This window comes from Dactylosporangium cerinum, assembly GCF_042653625.1.
GTDB classification, from domain to species: domain Bacteria; phylum Actinomycetota; class Actinomycetes; order Mycobacteriales; family Micromonosporaceae; genus Dactylosporangium; species Dactylosporangium cerinum.
On sequence record NZ_JBHSIU010000070.1, the window covers coordinates 16,745 to 36,755 of the forward strand.

Here is a 20,011-nt window from a genome sequence, read left to right on the forward strand (position 1 = left end):
GCATGAGACGCACGCTGGCCGCGTTGGGCGCCGTTTGCATGGCGCTTTCCGGGTGTACGGGTGACAAGACGCCCTCCACGGGGTCCTCGCCGGCGCCAGCCGGTCCGGCGCCGGCTTTCAAACTCGTCGCGTTCGATTCCTGCGAGCAGCTGCTGTCCTCGCTGCGCGGCGCCGCGGCGGAGGCGGTCGGGCCGTGGGGCTTCGGCTACGGCGGCCGGATGTTCGACGGCGGGGTCGCCGACACCAACGCGATGTCGCGCACCGGGCCCGCCGCCGGCGGCAAGGCCGCGGTGCCGGGCGCCGGCCAGGAGTACTCGGGCACCAACAACCACGAGGCCGGCGTCGACGAGCCGGACCTGGTGAAGACCGACGGCAAGCGGATCGTCACGCTCGCGCACGGGTCGCTGAAGGTGGTCGACGCCGCCAGCCGCACCGTGACGGGCTCGTTGCCGCTCGCCTCCGCCGACGGCACCGGCAAGGGCCCCGTCAACGTCAGCGAGCTGCTGCTGGCCGGGGACCGGGCGCTGGTGCTCGGGTCGGACTACCAGGCTTCGATCGACGGCGACACGGTCGGGGGTCCGGGCGTCTCCGGCGCCCAGGTGACGCTGGTCGACCTCGCCGGGGCGCCCAAGGTGATCGGCCGGTTCACGATCGAGGGCGCCCTGCTCGACGCCCGCCAGGTCGGCGGCACTGCCCGGGTCGTGGTGACCTCCCTGCCGCAGGTGAAGCTCCCAGACGTCTCGCGGCTCGGCACCGACGAGGCCCGGATCGCGGCGAACCGTGCTGCGGTCGCCGCGGCGCCGGTCGAGGCATGGCTGCCGCAGTGGACGGCGGTCGACGGCGCCGGCAAGCGCACCGAGGGCCGCGTCGACTGCGGCGCGGTGAGTCGGCCGGACACCTACTCGGCCACGTCGATGCTGACGGTCCTGACGTTCGACCTGGGCGGCGCGGCGCTCGGCGGCGGCGACCCGGTCTCGATCGTGGCCGACGGCGACACGGTCTACGCCAACGGGCCCGGCCTGTACATCGCCAACGACCAGCGCTGGCGGGTGATCGCCGACGCCGTGCGCAAGAAGGTCGCCACGTCGCCGCGACCGCCCCTGACGCAGGTCTTCAAGTTCGACATCAGCGGCGCCGGCCGCCCCCGGTTCGTGGCGTCGGGTGAGGTGCCCGGCTGGCTGCTCAACCAGTACTCGATGTCGGAGTGGGACGGCCACCTGCGCATCGCGACGACCACGTCGCTGGAGACCACGACGTCCTCGGCGGTCTACGTGCTGCGGCTCAACGGCGGCCAGCTGACCCAGGCCGGGAAGGTCGACGGCCTCGGCAAGAGCGAGCGGATCTACTCGGTCCGGTTCATCGGCACCACCGGCTACGTGGTGACGTTCCGGCAGACCGACCCGCTCTACACGCTCGACCTGCGTGACCCTTCCGCGCCGAAGGTCGTCGGGGAGCTGAAGATCCCGGGCTACTCCGCGTATCTGCATCCGGCCGGCGACGGGCGGCTGCTGGGCCTGGGGCAGGACGCCAACGAGCAGGGCCGCGTGCAGGGCATGCAGGTGTCGCTGTTCGACGTGCGGGACCCGGCGCACCCGGCGCGGGTGGCGCAGCACCTGGAGAAGGGCGGTTACTCGGAGGCCGAGTACGACCCGCACGCGTTCCTGTACTGGGCACCGCTCGGCCTGCTCGCGGTGCCCAAGTGGGACGACCGGCAGCCGAGCGTGGTGGTGCTGAAGGTGAGCGACACGGCGATCACCGAGGCAGGTGCGATCACCCACCCCGGTCGCTACACGACGATTCGCCGCTCGCTGATCGTCGGCGGCACCCTGTGGACCCTGTCGGAGCAGGGGCTGAAGGCCACCGACGCGGCGACCCTGGCCGAACAGGCCTGGATCGCGTTTTAGATCGATTTTTCGGTTCCGTGCTTTTCTTCGACTAGCGCTGAATTTCGGTCGTGTACTGGTTTGCGGTCACGTGCTGGACGAACGCCCGCCACGCTGCCGGGTCGACGAAGATCTCCGGGCTGTTGGCATCCTTCGAGTCGCGGATGCCGACGGCCCGGGGGTCGAGCAGCACCTCGACGCAGCCACTGGATCCACTACGCGTGCTCTTACGCCACACAATACTCATGACAGATCCTTTTCTTCGCGGGAAATTGCCCGGACCTACTCGTATTCGCGAATGGCCCGCTGAATGTACTCGAGTGTTTCCGCGTGGCTGAGCGCCACCGTCCGCAACGACTCGAACGCCATCAGGTAGCGCCGGACCTCTTCCGGCCGGGTGCGGAACACCCCGCCGGTCATCCCGTCGCAGTACACAAGTGGCTGCTCGGACTCGTTGGCAAACTCGAGAATCGTGAACATCCCGTCGATGCCGCGGTGGGCGCCGCGGTCGAAGGGCACCATCTGCAGCGTCACCGTTGGCCGGTCAGCGATCTCCAACAACCTCATGAGCTGCCGCTTCATGACGCTCGTGCCACCCACGGGCCGGCTCAGGACCGCCTCGTCGAGCACCGCCCAGATCTTCGGCGGCGGGTCCCGGCTCAGGACCGCCTGCCGGGCCATCCGGACCGACACCCGCTGATTCACCACATCGGGCCGCTCGCCCGCCGACACCGAATTGATGATCGCCCCGGCGTATTCCACCGTTTGCAGCAGGCCATTGAGAATGACCGCGTCATAGATGAACACGTCGGACGCCTCGGACTCGAACCCGATATACGTCTCATAGGCGCCGAGCAATGCCTCGCCATACGCCTCCCACCATGCCCGTTGGCGCGATTGCGCAGCGAGGGCGGTGAGACGCGTGCGATCGACCTCAGAGGTCTTGTAGAGGTCGAAGAGCTTGGTCAGGTCCGGGTTACGGACGCTGCTGTTGGCGGTCTCGATCCGGCTGACCTTGGATTCCGACCACTTGAGCTCGGTGGCCACCTCGGCCGCCGTCTTCCGGGCAGCCTCACGCAACCGTCGCAGCTCGGCCCCGAGCTGACGACGGAGCAGAGTCGGGCTCGGCTTCGACGACATCATGCACACCGTACCGCATGCGCGCGCAAATGCTGAGAACTTTCGGCACACAGTTGCACTTGCATCTCCGACAGAGTTGATGCGCAATAGAGACAGAAGCTTACCGGTGAGGCTGCATGATCCGCCTCACCCGGCGACGGCGACGCTTGAGCTTCGAAAGTGCCTCTTCCCCAGAGGGCACTGGACGGCGGCCGTCACCGTGGCCGGTTGCCGCCTCCTTCTTTCGTCGCGTCAGCGCCCGTGACCCGAGCGCCGACCAGCATCAAGGGAGCGCACCCTATGAACTCCTTCGCACCGCAGTCGTTCGAGTCCAGGCCGGTCGTCCACTACAACCAGCACGGAATCCTGGTGACCGACCGGGTCTTCGCCAACGAGAGCGGCCGCTACGAGATCGCCGAACTGACGCATCCAACGCACGGCACCGGTGCCCTGCACCCAGGCGTGCGGGCGTGCATCGCGATCGGACTGGCAAACACCGTCGTGCTCGGCGTCGCCGTGGCGACCACCGGCTCCATCGCGGTCGTCCTGGTCGCGCTGTCCGCGCTGGCCATCACCTGGCTGGTCGGGCTCTTCTACGCACGGCGCTGGCCCCGGCAGCACACCCTGGTCGCCGGCTACCGCGGCAAGCAGGTCACGCTGCTGAGCACCCGGGACGTCGACCTCTTCGGCCGGGTGTCCCGGGCGCTGCAACGCTCGCGGCGTTAGAGATACATTCCCGTGCGCTCGCCTTCAACCTGTCTCGGCGCATCGTTTTCACCGAAGAAGCGCTTGCCACCGAACTCGCCCTGCAGGCGGTCATCGAGCTCGTCCGCGAGCCCGGTCATCACCTGCACGGCGAGCATCAGGTGCGTCGCCTGGAAGTCCCGGCCGAACACCGGCACCGACGCCCACACCGTGTCGTTGGTGCAGTACAGCCGGCCGATCGGCATCCGGTTGGTGAGCTCGGACAGCTTCACGTAGAGCCGCTCGGTCGGCTCGATCTCGGTCAGGATCGGCGAGAACACGTCGACCAGCGGCGGGTTGTCCCGGACCCGGACGAACACCATGGCCGAGCCCGACCGGATGCCGATGTCACCGTCCGGGTCGATCGTGAGCTCCTCCGGCGTCGTCTTCATCAGCCGGGCCACGACCGTGACCACCTTGTCCTGCAGGGGCAGATCCTCGCCCTGCTCCTCAAGGTTGTGCTTGGCGCGCACCACGGCGACCGGCCCGTCTTCGTCCGTGTCGACGATCGACGCCAGCGACCGCGCGACCCCGAGCGACGGCAACGCCGCCACAAGGCCCTGCGCGTCATGTGCAAGATAGGTGAGGAACGCGGGATGCGGCGTGCCGTAGATGTCCCGCAACGTCCGCATGATCAGGCGGCTGAGCTGCACCGCGTCGCTCTTCGGCACCCGCAGCCCGAACGCCTCACCCGACCCCGCCACCACTCCTGGCGGCGACCACCCGAGCGCCACGATCTCCGCGATGACGGTCCGACCGAGCCGGTAGGCCGGGGGTAGGTCAGCGTTGCCGACCGCGGTCGCGGCGAGCATGTCGCCGTCCTCGCCGGTCACCTGCACCGAATAGACGGCGTCACCGGTCCCGGACGCCGTCGGGTCCAGCGTCAGATCGAGCGTCGTGCCCGGGTCGAGCTGGCGCAGCGCGTCGACCAGGTGGCGCGCGAAGTCGCGCCAGGCCTCGGCAACCTTCTCCTTGAGGTCCCCGCCGATGGGATCCTCATCGTCGAACAGCGCTGCCTCGTAGTCCTGATCATCCGCCATGACCGCCTCCAATCCCCCCGGGCCTCACCCTATCCAGACGATGCACCTCCCGGGTCAGCGCCCACGCACCAACGCGGCCAGCCGCGCCCGCGTCTCCTCCAGATCGGCTCCCCGCCCCACCGCCACTCCCAACAGGAACGCCGTCACCGGCGCCCCCGGCCGCACCACGTGGTGCGCCACGTCCCGGGCCAGGTCGAGGATCGCGTCCCGCTCCCCGACGCCCAGCGGCTCCAGCCCGAGCTCAGCACAGGCCCGCACCACCCAGGCCGCCAGCTCCTCGTCCCCCACACTCCCGCCCATCACCACTCCACTCCCTCTACACCGCTTCCCCCGGCGCGCCTGGCCTGCCTGGCCTGCCCGGCCTGCCCGGCTGTTTGGCTTGCACCGCTTGCTCGGCTCAGGTCCTCCTCCGTGTCGCAGTCGAAGTATGGCGATGGCCCGTCCCGCTCCCACCTGACTTCGGCAATGACCAGCCCGCCGAACACCGCCCGCATCGACTTGCCCACCGGGTCCCCGAGCCGCTCGACCCCACGCCGCAGCGCATCGCCCCGCCACACCCCGCAGAGCAGCTGCCGCTTCCCCCGCTCGTCGACGAACACGGCCCCGTCCACCCGGCCGGTCCCGCCGTCCACCGCGCTGACCAGCACCTGCACCGCCTCGGGCGTGAGGTGCGGCAGGTCCGCCGCGAACACCCCGACCAGGTCCGACCCCTTGCCCGCCAGTCCGCCGGGTGACGCCGTGGCCGGTGCTTCCGCCGGCATCAGAGCGAGCGCAGCCGCCGTCGCCGCAGCCGGTCCGGCACCAGCCGGCTCCTCCCGGACCGTGAGCACGCCGGCGGGCAGACCGACCCGCGCCGGCCCGACCACGATCCTCCGCCCAGCGCCCTCCAGCGCGGCAAGCACCCTGTCCAGCATGGGCACCCCAGCGACGGTGAGCATCGGCTTGTCCTTGCCCCCGAGCCGGGTCCCACCACCACCGGCAAGGACCACGGCCGTCAGTTCCGGCCATGTGATGGCTGCCCGCATGCCCCAGAACGTACCGCCGACCGGAACACCCCCGCACCCGCTCGTGATCAAAGCCGTGCACCGCCCGACTGCACGGCCACGGAACGACTTCGATCTGGGAAAGGTCCCGGCAGGATCCTTCCGCTTGTGGGGATCCGGCAACCACGCCGCATACCCGCCGCCCGATCCGGCGCTGCCGATGTCCAGATCAGCCTCTTTGCCCACATGTTCTGCGCCGGGAGTGGATCTCCCCCCGGTGATCGAAGTCGCCCATGGCCACCTGGACGACCAGTCCGCGACTTCGATCATCAGCAGCGCAGCACGCAACCCAACCGCACGGCGACCAACCACAACAGCCCGGCGCCCAACCGCAGCGGCACAACCCCCGGAACAAACACGTCGCCCAACCACAGCGACGCAACGCCCGGCGCAGCAGCACAGTGCCCAACTACGCCGCCGGCGGCCGGCCTGTCGCCAGACGGCCGAATCTTGCGACCGTGATCAAAGGACTGATCTGGTCGCCCACACGACCCGCCCGCGCCTTCGATCACGGTCACAAGATCGTCCAGCGAGGCGAAAGCCGGCACGAACCCTGAGCGACGAGTAAGCCACCGACCACCCGGGTTGGCGCACGGGCGCGCCGCTGGGATTCGGCCTTCCGCGACTTCGCCCTGCTGCACCCGCTCGGCGTGCAACCGCGCCGCTGGTGATCGAAGGCACGGGACGGCGACCGGGGTGACCACGGGACGGCTTTGATCAACGGCGGGGGGTGATGCGCCCGGATGATGGTTGGTCCGGGCAGGCCGAGCGACCGACGATAGGTCAGGACCGCACTCGGCTTCCCGATCGCGGCCACTCGGCGACGCCCCGCGCGCCCGCCGGAATCCAGTGCGCGGAAGAGTGGTCGCGCCGGGTGGCGACTGGGGAGTATCGGGTAGCGCACCCGTTGCCCGGCGCGCCCTGAACGACATGAGCATCTGACTTGGAGGCCCGACCATGGGACGCGTCACGCAACGACGCACGATCGCACGGGTGAACGTCGTCCCGACCTCCGTCGACGCACCAGCAATCGCTGGCACCACAGCAGCCGCCGGCTCCGGGGTAGCGGTCGGGCACGGGGACGGGCAAGCGGTTCACGTGGTCGTGAAGGTGGGGCCGGACACCTTGGTGGCCGAAGAACCGCTGGAGATCAGGGTCGGGGTGGCTGGGGCGGCCAGGCCGCCGCTGGCGGTCACCATGCGGACGCCCGGGGACGACCTGGATCTGGCGATCGGGTTCTTGTTGACCGAGGGGATCATCAGGTCGGCGCAGGACGTGCGGACAGCGCAGTTGTGTGCCGGTGATCAGGAGGCCAACACGTACAACGTCGTCGACGTGGCGTTGGCGGCTGGGGTGCCGGCGCCGGCGGTCGATCCGGCCAGGAACTTCTACACCACGTCGTCGTGTGGGGTGTGCGGGAAGGCGAGCATCGACGCGGTGCGGACGCGGTCGCTCTTCGACGTGCTTGGGGACGGGGTCCGGGTGGCGCCGGAGGTGCTCGCCGGGCTGCCTGACGCGCTGCGGGAGGGGCAGCGGGCCTTCAGGACGACGGGTGGGTTGCACGCGGCGGGGTTGTTCACGGCCGACGGGACGCTGGTCTGCCTGCGGGAGGACGTGGGGCGGCACAACGCCGTCGACAAGGTCGTCGGGTGGGCGGTGCGGCAGGGGAGGCTCCCGCTCGCCGGTCATGTCCTGGTGGTGAGTGGCCGGGCCAGTTTCGAGCTGTGCCAGAAGGCGTGGATGGCCGGCATCCCGGTGCTCGCGGCGGTGTCGGCGCCGAGCACGCTGGCGGTGGATCTGGCCGAGGAGGCCGGTCTGACCCTGGTCGGCTTCCTGCGCGGGCAGACCTTCAACGTCTACGCCGGCGCGCAACGCGTCGTCGGGCTGGAGCACGCCGCCGGTCCCGTCGCACGATCGGCGGGAGCGACTGCGGCGACAGGCCCCGGTCCAGGATCTCGGCCATGAGCTTGGCGGCGCTGTAGCCCGGGTCGGCGTCCAGGGCGCGCTCGACCGCGATGCGGGAGCGCACGCCGTTGCCGGAGCGCCAGGCGGCATACGAGACCAGCATCGCGGCGGGCGCGGCGAACGTCGGGGCGCAGCGGCGCAGCACGTCGGTCCACAGGCGCTCGTGGACCGCGAGGCCGGGCTCGCCGTCGCGGTCGATGCGCATCCAGGCCTCGTCACGCAGGCGCAGGTTGTGGATGAGGAACGCGACCCAGGCGACCTCCTCGTCGGTCAGCCGGTCGCCCGCGCGGGTGCGTCGCAGGGCCGTGTCGAGGGCGGCGGGGCCGTCGGCCGGGGTGCCCGCGGACCCGGCGAGCCGGGCCTGGGCGTGGCGGGCCGCGCGCTCGGCCGTGTCGAGGGCGGCGCCGGTCGGTCCGGCAAGGCTGTCGACGAGGGTGGCCCGGTCGGGCAGGGCGACCATCCCGATGAGCGTGGCGGTGGCCGCGATCGCCGAGGCGGTGACGTCATACGGCACGCCCTCCGCCGGGCAGCAGCAGGCCGAGTCGCAGATGAGGGACCGGTAGCGCCCCTCGTGCGCCCAGAGCATCTCGTGGACGGCGACGCCCTGGCGGCGCATCGCGGCCGCGGTGGCGAGGAGGAGCGGCTCGACGCGCTCCGGTGGGCCGTAGCCGATCAGCACGACGTGGTCGACGTGCTGGCGGTGGAACATGTCCGCATAGCCCTCGGCGAGGGTGCCGAGGTCCTCGCACTGGTCGCGCAGGTCGTCGCGCAGGTGGAAGCGGAGCCGGCGGCCGCGCACGCCGAGAGCCACGATGCTGTCGGACGGGTGGAACCCGAACAGATACGGCGTGCCGGCCAGGATGTCTTCGGGAGTGCGCAGCCGCAGCCGGGGCTGGGCGATGGTGGAGGTCGCGGTCGTCATGCATCCGAGCCTGGCGGTTGCCGCCAGGCACGGGAACTAGCGGTTTTCGGCTGTGGACAACGTCCGTTTCGATCCACAGCCGGAACCCGGCGCTTGACAAAGCTTGACCAAAGGCAGACGGCTCTAGAAACGGAACCGCTGATCGTGCAGGTCGATCCCGTCCTTCCAGTCCTGCCCGTCAGGGTGCAGGTCGATCGCGAGCGTGACCCTGGCGACGGCGTCGTATCCGGCCGCGTGCAGGCACCGGAGCGCGTCCAGGTTGCGCGCCGCCGGCGAGATGCTCAACTGCCTGAGCCCTCGCCGTCTGGCCTGGTCAGCGACCTGCTCCAGGAGCGCCCGGCCGATCCCCTCGTGGCGCCGGGCCGACGCCACGACCAACGGCTCGACCTGGCCGCCGCGGCCGTCGAGGATGAGCCCGACCATGCCGACCACGCCGACGCCCAGGATCTCGGCGACCCACATGCCGGACAGGTCGAGCCGGGTGAGGTACTCCTCGAACGCGGCGCCCGGCTCACCGCCCACGGGTGGCGCGGCGGGATAGAGATGGTGATGTTCCTCGGTCAACTCCGCCCATAGGTGGCGGCACTCTCGATGGTCCGTCGGTCGGTATGCACGGATCGTCGGCTGCAGCGTCGCGACGCCGCCACCCACGCCGCCATCTGCGCGAACAGTCGCCATGCATCCATGCTTACTCCGGTGCGACGCTCCGCGACACCCACATCGCGGTATTGCACCCCGGCGACCGCCCCCTGACCGTTTCACGCCTTTTGTTGCATCACGCGGATCGCGCCCGAAAGGTTACTGACCCAAGCTTGTTGGCGATAACATCAGGAACGGCTCGCAGCTGAAACGACGAAGGGACCGCCGGGTCGAGGCGGTCCCTTCGCTGCATGCTGAGTTTTACGGCAGGCGGAATTCACCGTCGGTGTCGACGGCCGCGATGAAGGTCTCCCATTCGGCGCGGGTGAAGCGCACCGATCCCGCGTCCGGGGCGTTGGAGTTGCGGACCTCGACGACGCCGTCGACGAACCGCGCTTCGACGCACTGTCCGTTGTTACCGCTTCGGGTGGGCTTGTGCCACCGCTCGTTCAGCGCAGCCATCTGCGCACTCCTTCATTGTCGGGCCGTCTCAGCCACCGCGGAGTCGATCAACCTGATCGATTCGAATGGGCTGAGCGCGGCGGCTCGCAGACTTTCGAACACGTCGTGATACCGCTGGACATCTCCGGCTTCCTGGTAGATGTCCCCTGCCATGGCTTCGGCATACACGACACTTGGTGCACCTTGGAACTTGAGGATCGCGAACGACCCAGCCATGCCGGCATAGGCCCCCCCGCTGAACGGAAGGATCTGGACCGTCACGTTCCTCGCCCGGCCCATGTCGGCCAGGTGCTTGAGCTGCGACCGCATGACGTCTGCCCCACCGATGAGACGCCGGATGACACTCTCGTCCAGGACCGCGATGAACTGCAGTGGATCATCGGCCCTGGTGAGCAGCTCCTGGCGCTCACGGCGGGCACTGACGTGCGCCTGGACGGCGTCGTCCGACTCACCGGAGGGGGACGCGGCGGCGAGCAGCGCCCGCGTGTACTCCTCCGTCTGCAGCAGACCGGGCACCACCAGCGCCTCGTAGTCACGCATCTCGATCGCGTTGGACTCGAGGCCGATGTACCGGGAGTAGTGGCTGGGAAGGTCGCCGAAGCGGGCGAACCAGCCCCGGGTCTTGCCTTCCTTCGCGAGCGCGATCAATGTCTCGGTCAGATCACGATCATCAACGTCGTAAATCTTGAGCAACTGTTCGAGCGTGCTCCGGCGGATGCCGACCTTCCCGCCTTCCATGCGGCTGATCGTGCTGGGCGAGCAGTCGAGTTGCAGGCCGACGTCCTCGGTGGTGAGCCTTGCCTGCTCGCGCAGCCGTCGGAGTTGTTTGCCCAACTGGAAGCGGGGGAACGTGGGGCTGTGCGCGTGGGACACGGCTCACCTCCATTACTCAGGACGAGTGTGTCCGTTACCGGGTTGCCGCGCAAGCATGTGCGTCAGTGAGCGATCGGGTTGCTCTACTCAAGTTTGACGGAACGTATTGCCGCGGGAAACCTGCACATGCATTCTGAGGCGGTCAGATGGTTCCCCAGCCGGAGGGAGATCCGTCGTGATCGAAGACGACGTGATCCTGCTCGAAGGCGCGCCGCGACTTTTCGGCATTGTCGCCGATCCCTTCGACGACGACCATCCCCAGGTCGTTGCCTGGGGTCACGAGCTGCCGGATCAGGCCGTGCTCACGTGGCGCCTGAGCAATGGGAAGTCCGAGATCGCCGTCTTCCAGTCCGCGGAGGCTGCGCTCGCGACCGCCCAGCAGCTGTACCCCGCCCGCATCCTGTGGACCGCGCCCGCGGCGCAGGGGTTCTGATGGCCGTCATCTACGACCACGCAGTGACCGACGCCCGCCGCCTGGTGGCCCGTCACCAGCCGCTGCGCGTCCAGCAGGTCACCCGCTGCGCGGCCGGCTGCGCGCACTGGCCGTGCAAGCCGTTCTCCACCGCCTGGGCGGTGGTGACCCGCAACTCCAACACGCGCGCCGGCCGTTGACCGTTACAACGCCGACGGTGGGCAGTCCGCCAGGTCTGACTGATCGGCCGACCCCTTTCGGGACCGATGACCGCCGTGGCGCTTCAGTGCTTCCGGCTTCCCCTTGAGCTTGGCGTCCCAGCCCGGCCACGCCTTGTTCTGAATCGGGGTCCCGGTGGGCGACGGCTGGGCCGCTGGAGGCTGAGACACCGGAGGCCGCACAACAGCAGGCGCCTGCACCTCCGGCGCTGGGACGGACGTGGGCGCCTTGCTGGCCGTACCGACGGAAAAACCGCCACCCGAGCCACCTGAGGTGCGGACGGTGGCGCGCGGTTTGACCACGGTGGCGGGCGGTCGCGGCGCGGTCGGCTTCCCGGCGGTCGACGGCACCTCGGTGCCGTGCAGCCCGCTGCTGGGCGTCGGGGCGAGCACGAGCGGCCCGGGCCGCGGCTCAGCGACGATGGGCGTCCGGACGGACGGCGCCATGTCCAGCGAGGCGCTGCCGGCGGCGACCACGATCAAGGTCGGCACCGAGGTCAGGGCCACGAGCAGGGCGGAAATCAGCAGCGGACGGCGGTTCGACGACAGTATGCGGTGGGTACGGACATCGGATTCCAACGTGGGTGCTCCAGTGTGCGGGGGAGTGCAGAACGAAGCTCATAGGACTAACTGCCACGCATCGGACGAGGATCTGCCCGTTCTGGAGGGATTTTTCGACCTTGCAGCCCCGCGGAACCCGAACTCCATGGTGTCGATCCACACGCCTTCTGCGATGCTGGACACACACCGGCAACGGGGCTGTAGCGTCCGCATACCCTGCGACTGAGCCTCAGGGCCGGCTCCCGGGCGTGATCCACTCACACCCACCGCGACGCGCCGGCCTCAACAGGGCCGCCGCGTAGCAGCCACCCCCGCTGCGCGGCAGGGTTACCCCCGCTGCCGACGCGAGAGACGACAGGGAGAAACGGATGGCGAAGGGCGAAGCAAAGGCCCGAGCGTCAGGAACACGGGCCGCGCCTGAACCCGCGTTCGTGCAGCTGCTCACCCCTGAAGGAGATCGGGTCGAACACCCCGACTACACGGTCGACTTCACCGACGAGGAATACCGCTCGCTCTACCACGACCTCGTCGTGGTCCGGAAGCTCGACGCCGAGGCGACCGCCCTGCAGCGCCAGGGCGAGCTGGGCATCTGGGCGAGCCTGCTGGGCCAGGAGGCGGCGCAGGTCGGCTCGGGCCGGGCCCTGCGCACGCAGGACATGGCGTTCCCGACCTACCGCGAGCACGGTGTGCTCTACTGCCGCGGCATCGACCCGATCATGCCGCTGCGCCTGTTCCGGGGCGTCGACCAGGGCGCCTGGGACCCCAATGAGTTCAAGTTCGGCATGTACACGATCGTCATCGGCGCGCAGACCCTGCACGCGACCGGATATGCGATGGGCGTCAGCAAGGACGGCAAGGTCGGCTCCGACGACGGCGAGGCCGTCATCGCCTACTTCGGCGACGGCGCCACCAGCCAGGGCGACGTCAACGAGGCGTTCATCTGGGCCTCGGTCTTCAACGCCCCGCTGGTGTTCTTCTGCCAGAACAACCAGTATGCGATCTCCGAGCCGCTCGAGCGGCAGACGCGCGTCCCCCTGTACCACCGGGCCAGCGGCTTCGGCTTCCCCGGCCTGCGGGTCGACGGCAACGACGTGCTCGCCTGCTACGCGGTCACCCGCAAGGCCCTCGACGACGCCCGCCACGGCCAGGGGCCGTCGCTGATCGAGGCGTACACGTACCGGATGGGCGCCCACACCACGTCGGACGACCCGACGCGCTACCGGATCGCCAGCGAGGTCGAGGCCTGGCAGGCGAAGGACCCGATCAAGCGGCTGCGGGCGTTCCTCGACAAGCAGGGCATCGCCGGCGACGACTTCTTCGCCGCGATCGACGAGGAGGCCCGGGTCGCCGCCGTCGACCTGCGCGAGCGCGTCCTCAGCATGCCGGACCCGGACCCACGTTCCCTGTTCGACCATGTCTACCCGCACGGCTCACCCGAGCTCGACGAGCAGCGGGCGCAGTTCAGCACCTACATGGCGTCGTTCGAGGGGAGTGGGCACTGATGGCCGAGACCCTGACGATCGGCAAGGCGCTCAACACCGGCCTGCGCCGGGTGATGGAGCGCGACCCCAAGGTCCTCATCATGGGCGAGGACGTCGGCAAGCTCGGCGGCGTCTTCCGCATCACCGACGGCCTGCAGAAGGACTTCGGTGACGAGCGCGTCATCGACACGCCGCTGGCCGAGTCCGGCATCATCGGCACCGCCGTCGGCCTTGCGATCCGGGGCTACCGGCCGGTGTGCGAGATCCAGTTCGACGGGTTCGTCTACCCGGCCTACGACCAGATCGTGTCCCAGGTCGCGAAGATGCACTACCGCTCCCAGGGCAAGGTCAGCCTGCCCATCGTCATCCGGATCCCGTTCGGCGGCGGCATCGGCGCGGTCGAGCACCACTCCGAGTCGCCCGAGGCCTACTTCGCGCACACCGCGGGCCTCAAGGTCGTCTCCTGCTCCAACCCCGACGACGCGTACTGGATGATCCAGCAGTCGATCGAGTCCGACGACCCGATCATCTTCATGGAGCCCAAGCGCCGCTACTGGGAGAAGGGCCAGGTCAACGTCGACACCGCGAGCGCACCGCTGCACGTCTCGCGGGTCGTGCGGACCGGCGCCGACGCCACCCTGCTCGCCTACGGGCCGATGGTCCGCACGGCGCTGGACGCCGCAACCGCCGCCGCCGAGGACGGGCGCGAGCTGGAGGTCATCGACCTGCGCACGCTCTCGCCGCTCGACCTGGGCCCGGTCTACGAGTCGGTGCGGCGCACCGGCCGCGCGATCGTCGTGCACGAGGCGCCCGGCAACCTGGGTCTCGGCTCGGAGATCGCGGCCCGGATCACCGAGGAGTGCTTCTACTCCCTCGAGGCGCCGGTCCTGCGCGTCACCGGGTTCGACACGCCGTACCCGGCCGCCCGCGTCGAGGAGGAGTACCTGCCCGACCTCGACCGGGTGCTCGACGCCGTCGACCGCTCGTTCGGGTTCTGAGGGGACGCGCAGTGACGGTCAAAGAGTTCAACCTTCCCGATCTGGGCGAAGGCCTCACCGAGGGTGAAATCCTCAAGTGGCTGGTCAACGTCGGCGACACGATCGAGCTCAACCAGCCGATCGTCGAGGTCGAGACCGCGAAGGCGGCGGTCGAGATCCCGGCCAAGTGGGCCGGCCAGGTCGCCAAGATCTTCCACCCCGAGGGCACCATGGTCGAGGTCGGCGCCACGATCATCGCGATCGACACCGACCCTGGAAACTCCACGCCGGCGCCTTCCGCCGCGTCCCTGGCCGCCGTCGACATCGCCGGTGACGGCCCGGTCGAGCCCGGCATGATCGGCGGTCCCGCACCGGGTGGCCGCACGGCCGTCCTCGTCGGCTACGGTCCGAAAACCGGCGCCGCCAAGCGCCGGCCAAGAACAAGTGCAACGACAACTGCAGCATTGGTACAGAGCGAGCCTCCCGCACCGCCCGCACCGGCTCCCGTGCTGAAGGCAGAGTCCACCGGCTCGCCATCCGTCCTGGCCAAGCCCCCGGTCCGCAAGCTCGCCCGGGACCTGGGCGTGGACCTGGTCGGTATTGACGGCAGTGGTCCGAACGGCTCGATCACGCGCGACGACGTGCTGTCCGTGTCCTCCGCCCCGGCCGTCGCCGCCGCTCCCGCGGTCACCAGGGTCGGCCGCGAGGAACGGATCCCGGTCAAGGGCGTGCGGAAGCTGACCGCCGAGAACATGGTGGCCAGCGCCTTCACCGCGCCGCACGTCACCGAGTTCCTGACGGTCGACGTCACCCGCTCGATGAAGGCGCTCGAACGGCTCAAGACCAAGCGCGACTGGCGCGACGTGCGGGTGTCCCCGCTGCTCATGGTCGCCAAGGCCGCGCTGGTCGCGCTCAAGCGCCACCCGATGGTCAACTCGTCGTGGCAGGGCTCCCCGACCGGCGCTGAGATCGTGGTCAAGCACTTCGTCAACCTCGGCATCGCCGCGGCGACGGAGCGGGGCCTGATCGTGCCCAACGTGAAGGACGCCGACACGCTCAGCACCCGGGAGCTCGCCGACGCCCTCAACGCCCTGGTCGCCACCGCCCGCGAGGGCAAGACCTCCCCGGCGGCGATGAGCGGCGGCACGTTCACGATCACGAGCGTCGGCGTGTTCGGCATCGACACCGGCACCCCGATCCTGCCTCCCGGCGAATCGGCGATCCTGGTGTTCGGCGCCGTCCGCGACACGCCCTGGGTCCACAAGGGCAAGATCAAGATCCGCCAGGTGACGACGCTTGGCCTGTCGTTCGACCACCGGATCATCGACGGCGAGCTGGGCTCGAAGTTCCTGCGCGACGTCGGCGCCTTCCTGGAGGACCCCGAGGGTTCGTTGCTGGCCTGGAGCTAGCCGGACCGGCCCGGAGCTAGCCGGGCGGCCTGGACCTAGCAGGCCAATTCACGGCAAGTGGCCCGGCGCTGATGCGCCGGGCCACTGTCATATGGCCGACGAACTGGGCGTTTACGCAGCCCCCACCCTACGAATCGTCGGCAGGTGCGCCGCGTCACTTGCCATTCGCTGGCTATGGATCTTTCCGTGGGCGTGTAATGAATGGGCACCAAGCCTCGTCCTTACATCCCAAAGGAGCCAGCCGTGAGCACCTTCATGGAGCGTTACCGCGCCCGCCGCAACGCCGCCCGCCGCCGCGACGCCATCGAGCGCGCGATCGCCAAGAACCCGTCGAGCGCCCTGCGCGACGAACTCCACGCCATGCTCAGCCGAAGTTGAGCCCACTGCTCCACACTCCGCAGGTCGCCACACTCAGCCGCCCTGGTCCGAACCCTCCCCGGACCGGGGCGGGCTGTTTTGTTCACCTATTCTGGGTGCGCAGCTCGTGCGAACCTGAGCCTCCGCTCTGCCATGTACGGTTCGGGTCGACTACGGTCGCAAGGGTCTGACCCACAGGAGGCACGATGACGTCCGACCAGCCCCACCCGTCCGAAGCGGACGAGAGTGCGGCGAGCGCGCCGAGCTCACCCCCGCCCGGCACGCCACCGGCCGGCACCGTGCGAGCCACCGCGTCGGTCCCGATGCCGACCAGACCTCCTGTCCAGCCGCCGACCCCGGCTGCACCGCCCACACCGGCGACGTACGGCTCCCCGGTCGCGCCGGTTTCCCCGCCGCCGGTCGCGCCCGCCGCCGCGCCGCCCCCTGTCCCTCCCGCCGAGGCCGCCGCCGAGCAGGACGAGCCGCCGGCCCGCCCCGGGCCGTTCCCGCCGGCCGGGCCGTTCGCGCCACCGCCCAGCCCGCTCCCGGCCCGCGTGCCTCCGCCGCCGAACGCGCCCGCCGGTCCTCCCGGCAGCTTCCCCGGCTTCACCCCAGCGGCACAGACCGCGGACACCCCGCCCGGCGGCTCGGCCCAGGTCCCGGGATACCCGTCATCCGGCAGCCCGGCCGGCTCGGCCCAGGTCCCCGCGTATCCAGCCTCGGGCGGACCGTCCGGTGCGGCGCAGGTCCCGGGTTCGGCGCAGGTCTCCGGTGCGGCGCAGGTCTCCGGTGCGGCGCAGATCCCCGGCTCGGCGCAGGCCGCCGGCGGGCCGTATGGCAACGCTCCCGTCTCCGCCGCCCCGGTCTCCGGCAGCGCGCGGACCTACGGCACCGCTCAGGTCTCCGGCAGCGCCCAGGTCCCGGGATCCATCCAGCCGCCCACGTCTGCCCCACCGCACGCACCGGGCCAGCCATCGTCGTACGGCACCGCCCAGGTCCCCACCTCCGCCCCACCGGCGGCCGGTGGCCCGACCTCGGCCCCGCCGACCTCCGCTCCCCCGGCCACCTACGGTGCGCCGACGTCCGTGCCACCGACCTCCGCCCCGCCGGCCACCTACGGCACCGCCCCGGCCTCCGCCCCGCCAGCCACCTACGGCACCGCCCCGGCCTCTGCGCCGCCGGCCACGTACGGCGCCCCGGCCGGGGAAGACGCCCAGCCCAACCCGTACGGCAACCCGCCCGCCGGCGAGATCCCGGCACCGCCGAACCTCGGCAAGATCCCGCCGGCGGCCTCGTACGCGGCCCGCGCCCAGGTGTCGGTCCCGCCAGTGAGCACTCCCCCGGCCTCCGCACCGCCCGCCACCGGCATGTACCAGGCGTCCGCGCCGCCGGCCACGTACCCGACGTCGGCCCCTCCGGCGACCGGCCTCTACCAGGCATCCGCGCCGCCCGCCACCAACGCCCCGGCCTCGGGCCCACCCGCCGCCGGCATCTACCAGGCGGCACCGCCCCCGGCCACCGGCGTGTACCAGGCCTCGGTGCCCAGCGCCGCGCCGCCCGGTCCGCACTACAGCGATCTCGTCACGATGCCGGGCGACGCACCGCCGCAGGCGGGGGCACCGGTTGGCGGGGATCCGGGCGTACCGACGCCGCCGGCCGCACCGAAGAGCAAGCGTGGTCTCATCCTCGGGCTTGTCGTGGTGGTGGTCGTGTTCCTGCTCGCGGTCGCGGGCACCGGCATCGTCGTGGCCCTCAACAACGCCGGCAGCACCAGTTTCGCGGTCAACTCGTGCGTGAAGCAGGACGGCGACTCGGCGAAGAAGGCCAGCTGCTCGGACAAGGACGCGTTCACCATCGTGCAGAAGGTCGAGAAGCCGGAGAGCTGCTCGGACGCCAGCCAGCCGTACATCGTGCTGCAGCACAAGGGCCAGAAGGACGAGGTCCTCTGCCTGCGCCCCGCCGCCGCAAAGTGACGCACCGGCCCTGGCCCCGAAACGGGCCAGGGCTCCGGGCAGACTTAGAGGCATGACCGACCCGGCGCAGTCGCCACTGCTCAAGGCCCGCGTCCGCGCTCCCGAACTCCGGGGGCGGGGATGGCTCAACACCGACGGACTCGCCCTGTCCGACCTGCGGGGCAAGATCGTCCTGTTGGACTTCTGGACCTTCTGCTGCATCAACTGCCTGCACGTGCTCGACGAGCTGCGCCCGCTGGAGGAGCGCTACGCCGACGTGCTGGTGACCATCGGGGTGCACTCGCCGAAGTTCGAGCACGAGAAGGACGCCGCTGCGCTCGCGGCTGCTGTCGAGCGGTACGGGGTCGACCACCCCGTGCTCGACGACCCCGAAATGGACATGTGGCAGCAGTACGCGGCGAAGGCCTGGCCGACGCTCACGGTCATCGACCCCGAGGGCTACGTCGTGGCGACGATGGCCGGGGAGGGCCACGCCGAGGGCCTGGCACGGCTGGTCGATGAGCTGGTCCGGGTCCACACGGCGCGAGGGACCCTGCGCCGCGGGAACGCCCCGCACGCCGCGCCGAAGGTCGACGACACCGTGCTGCGGTTCCCCGGCAAGGCGCTCGCCCTCGCCGACGGGCACTTCCTGGTCTCGGACTCGACGCACCAGTCGCTGGTCGAGCTCGACGCCGACAACGAGACGCTGATCCGGCGCATCGGCACCGGGCAGCGCGGCCGCAAGGACGGCACGGATCCCGAGTTCTCCGAGCCGGGCGGGCTGTGCCTGCTGCCGCCGTACGTCGCCGAGATCGCCGGATACGACGTCGTCGTCGCCGACACCGTCAACCACCTGCTGCGTGGCCTGAAGCTCGCCACCGGCGAGGTCACCACCGTCGCGGGCAGCGGACGGCAGTGGCGCGGCACCGTCGACTTCGACACGCACGACTCCCTGGCCGTCGACCTGTCGTCGCCGTGGGACGTGGCGTGGTTCGACGACCGGGTCGTGATCGCGATGGCCGGCATCCACCAGCTGTGGTGGTTCAACCCGGCGCAGCGCACCGCCGGTGTCTACGCGGGCACGACCGTCGAGGCGCTGCGGGACGGCCCGCTGCACGAGGTGTGGATGGCGCAGCCGTCCGGCCTGTCCCCTGCTCCGGACGGCACGAAGCTGTGGATCGCCGACAGCGAGTCCAGCGCGATCCGTTTCATCGAGGACGGCCGGATGTCAACCGTCACCGGGCAGGGCCTCTTCGACTTCGGCCACGTCGACGGCCCCGCCGACCAGGCGTTGCTGCAGCACCCGCTCGGCCTGCTCGCCCTGGCCGACGGCAGCGTGCTCGTGGCTGACACGTACAACGGCGCCGTTCGCAGGATCGCCGACGGTGTCGTGACCACGGTTGTCGAGGGCCTCAAGGAGCCCAGCGACCTGGTGCTCACCGCGACCGGTGAGATCGTGGTCGTCGAGTCCGGCGCGCACCGGCTCGTCCGGCTCGCCCCCGGCACCCTCGCCGCTGCGGGTGTCGACGTCGCCGGCGTGCGGCACCGCACCGAACGCCCCTCGACGATGCTCGCCCCCGGCGAGGTCGAGCTCGACCTGATCTTCGAGCCGGCGCCGGGGCAGAAGCTCGACGAGTCGTTCGGCCCGTCGACCCGCCTGGAGGTGTCGGCCTCGCCGCCGGAGCTCCTGCTCGAAGGGGCGGGCGTGACGCAGAGCCTGCAGCGCCGGCTGGTCCTGTCGCCGGACGTCGCCGAGGGCGTCCTGCAGGTCGTCGCCCAGGCCGCGACCTGCGACATCGACGCGGAGTTCCCGGCCTGCCACCTGACCCGGCAGGACTGGGGCGTGCCGATCCGGGTGGTGAAGGACGGCGCCGCGCGGCTGCCGCTGGTGCTCCGCGGTCTCGACACCGCCTGATCACAGCGACACCCGCGACCGTCGGTCGTGATCGAAGTC

At 70.4% G+C, this 20,011-nt stretch carries 21 protein-coding genes; 11 read left to right on the forward strand and 10 right to left on the reverse strand.

Going from position 1 to position 20,011, the window contains the following annotated elements:
- Window positions 1–2 precede the first annotated feature (2 nt).
- A complete protein-coding gene (locus ACFPIJ_RS46225) occupies window positions 3–1,904 on the forward strand; it encodes a beta-propeller domain-containing protein (protein ID WP_380125862.1) in 1,902 nt (633 codons plus the stop codon).
- 31 nt (window positions 1,905–1,935) lie between these two features.
- Here the strand turns inward: ACFPIJ_RS46225 and ACFPIJ_RS46230 are convergent, their stop codons facing one another.
- Window positions 1,936–2,130, reverse strand: a complete 195-nt coding sequence (locus ACFPIJ_RS46230) for a DUF397 domain-containing protein (RefSeq protein WP_380125864.1) — start codon at window positions 2,128–2,130, stop codon at window positions 1,936–1,938.
- A 35-nt stretch (window positions 2,131–2,165) separates the two neighbouring features.
- On the reverse strand, window positions 2,166–3,023 hold the full coding sequence (locus tag ACFPIJ_RS46235) for a helix-turn-helix domain-containing protein (RefSeq protein ID WP_380125866.1): 858 nt from the start codon (window positions 3,021–3,023) through the stop codon (window positions 2,166–2,168).
- A gap of 279 nt (window positions 3,024–3,302) precedes the next feature.
- On the opposite strand from ACFPIJ_RS46235, the gene ACFPIJ_RS46240 reads away from it, so the two are divergent.
- Window positions 3,303–3,728 (forward strand): DUF6232 family protein, encoded by a 426-nt coding sequence (locus ACFPIJ_RS46240; RefSeq protein WP_380125868.1) that lies wholly within the window; start codon window positions 3,303–3,305, stop codon window positions 3,726–3,728.
- Here the strand turns inward: ACFPIJ_RS46240 and ACFPIJ_RS46245 are convergent.
- Genes ACFPIJ_RS46245 through mobA form a run of 3 tightly spaced genes read right to left on the reverse strand, consistent with a single transcriptional unit; the run spans window position 3,725 to window position 5,811 of the window.
- Entirely contained in the window at window positions 3,725–4,786 is a 1,062-nt protein-coding gene (locus ACFPIJ_RS46245; protein ID WP_380125870.1) for a T3SS (YopN, CesT) and YbjN peptide-binding chaperone 1, read from the reverse strand. The genes ACFPIJ_RS46240 and ACFPIJ_RS46245 overlap by 4 nt on opposite strands.
- 54 nt (window positions 4,787–4,840) lie before the next feature.
- Window positions 4,841–5,086, reverse strand: a complete 246-nt coding sequence (locus ACFPIJ_RS46250; protein ID WP_380125872.1) for a DUF6457 domain-containing protein — start codon at window positions 5,084–5,086, stop codon at window positions 4,841–4,843.
- The gene (gene mobA / locus ACFPIJ_RS46255) at window positions 5,086–5,811 is read right to left on the reverse strand and encodes a molybdenum cofactor guanylyltransferase (RefSeq protein WP_380125874.1); all 726 of its coding nucleotides are present in this window, start codon (window positions 5,809–5,811) and stop codon (window positions 5,086–5,088) included. The genes ACFPIJ_RS46250 and mobA overlap by 1 nt, the downstream gene beginning before the upstream one ends.
- 975 nt (window positions 5,812–6,786) lie before the next feature.
- On the opposite strand from mobA, the gene fdhD reads away from it, so the two are divergent.
- Window positions 6,787–7,794, forward strand: coding sequence for a formate dehydrogenase accessory sulfurtransferase FdhD (fdhD, locus tag ACFPIJ_RS46260; RefSeq protein WP_380125876.1), 1,008 nt, complete (start codon window positions 6,787–6,789; stop codon window positions 7,792–7,794).
- On the opposite strand, the gene ACFPIJ_RS46265 is transcribed toward fdhD, so the two are convergent.
- From ACFPIJ_RS46265 to ACFPIJ_RS46280, 4 genes are all read right to left on the reverse strand, one after another.
- Window positions 7,679–8,716 (reverse strand): DUF4192 domain-containing protein, encoded by a 1,038-nt coding sequence (locus ACFPIJ_RS46265; protein ID WP_380125878.1) that lies wholly within the window; start codon window positions 8,714–8,716, stop codon window positions 7,679–7,681. The two genes, fdhD and ACFPIJ_RS46265, sit on opposite strands and share 116 nt — an antisense overlap.
- 123 nt (window positions 8,717–8,839) lie before the next feature.
- A complete protein-coding gene (locus ACFPIJ_RS46270; RefSeq protein ID WP_380125880.1) occupies window positions 8,840–9,280 on the reverse strand; it encodes a GNAT family N-acetyltransferase in 441 nt (146 codons plus the stop codon).
- 336 nt (window positions 9,281–9,616) lie between these two features.
- Window positions 9,617–9,817, reverse strand: a complete 201-nt coding sequence (locus ACFPIJ_RS46275) for a DUF397 domain-containing protein (protein WP_033359839.1) — start codon at window positions 9,815–9,817, stop codon at window positions 9,617–9,619.
- Window positions 9,818–9,829: 12 nt separating this feature from the next.
- Window positions 9,830–10,690: a helix-turn-helix domain-containing protein gene (locus ACFPIJ_RS46280; protein WP_380125881.1), complete on the reverse strand. Its 861-nt coding sequence runs from the start codon at window positions 10,688–10,690 to the stop codon at window positions 9,830–9,832.
- Between the two features lie 175 nt (window positions 10,691–10,865).
- Here ACFPIJ_RS46280 and ACFPIJ_RS46285 point away from each other — a divergent pair, with 175 nt between their 5' ends.
- Window positions 10,866–11,123, forward strand: a complete 258-nt coding sequence (locus ACFPIJ_RS46285; RefSeq protein WP_380125882.1) for a hypothetical protein — start codon at window positions 10,866–10,868, stop codon at window positions 11,121–11,123.
- Entirely contained in the window at window positions 11,123–11,302 is a 180-nt protein-coding gene (locus tag ACFPIJ_RS46290; protein ID WP_354785454.1) for a hypothetical protein, read from the forward strand. Before ACFPIJ_RS46285 ends, ACFPIJ_RS46290 begins: the two co-directional genes overlap by 1 nt.
- Window positions 11,303–11,305: 3 nt before the next feature.
- Here ACFPIJ_RS46290 and ACFPIJ_RS46295 read toward each other — a convergent pair whose 3' ends face one another.
- Entirely contained in the window at window positions 11,306–11,899 is a 594-nt protein-coding gene (locus ACFPIJ_RS46295) for a hypothetical protein (protein WP_380125883.1), read from the reverse strand.
- 350 nt (window positions 11,900–12,249) lie between these two features.
- Here ACFPIJ_RS46295 and pdhA point away from each other — a divergent pair, with 350 nt between their 5' ends.
- The 6 genes from pdhA to ACFPIJ_RS46325 all read left to right on the forward strand — a co-directional run bounded on the left by pdhA (window position 12,250) and on the right by ACFPIJ_RS46325 (window position 19,972).
- Entirely contained in the window at window positions 12,250–13,383 is a 1,134-nt protein-coding gene (gene pdhA, locus ACFPIJ_RS46300; protein WP_380125884.1) for a pyruvate dehydrogenase (acetyl-transferring) E1 component subunit alpha, read from the forward strand.
- Window positions 13,380–14,360, forward strand: a complete 981-nt coding sequence (locus tag ACFPIJ_RS46305) for an alpha-ketoacid dehydrogenase subunit beta (RefSeq protein ID WP_380125976.1) — start codon at window positions 13,380–13,382, stop codon at window positions 14,358–14,360. Before pdhA ends, ACFPIJ_RS46305 begins: the two co-directional genes overlap by 4 nt.
- Window positions 14,361–14,371: 11 nt before the next feature.
- The gene (locus tag ACFPIJ_RS46310; RefSeq protein ID WP_380125885.1) at window positions 14,372–15,748 is read left to right on the forward strand and encodes a dihydrolipoamide acetyltransferase family protein; all 1,377 of its coding nucleotides are present in this window, start codon (window positions 14,372–14,374) and stop codon (window positions 15,746–15,748) included.
- Window positions 15,749–15,991: 243 nt separating this feature from the next.
- The gene (locus ACFPIJ_RS46315) at window positions 15,992–16,126 is read left to right on the forward strand and encodes a hypothetical protein (protein WP_380125886.1); all 135 of its coding nucleotides are present in this window, start codon (window positions 15,992–15,994) and stop codon (window positions 16,124–16,126) included.
- Between the two features lie 185 nt (window positions 16,127–16,311).
- Window positions 16,312–18,078, forward strand: coding sequence for an LppU/SCO3897 family protein (locus ACFPIJ_RS46320; RefSeq protein ID WP_380125887.1), 1,767 nt, complete (start codon window positions 16,312–16,314; stop codon window positions 18,076–18,078).
- Between the two features lie 52 nt (window positions 18,079–18,130).
- Window positions 18,131–19,972, forward strand: a complete 1,842-nt coding sequence (locus tag ACFPIJ_RS46325; RefSeq protein ID WP_380125888.1) for an NHL domain-containing thioredoxin family protein — start codon at window positions 18,131–18,133, stop codon at window positions 19,970–19,972.
- Window positions 19,973–20,011: the final 39 nt, after the last annotated feature.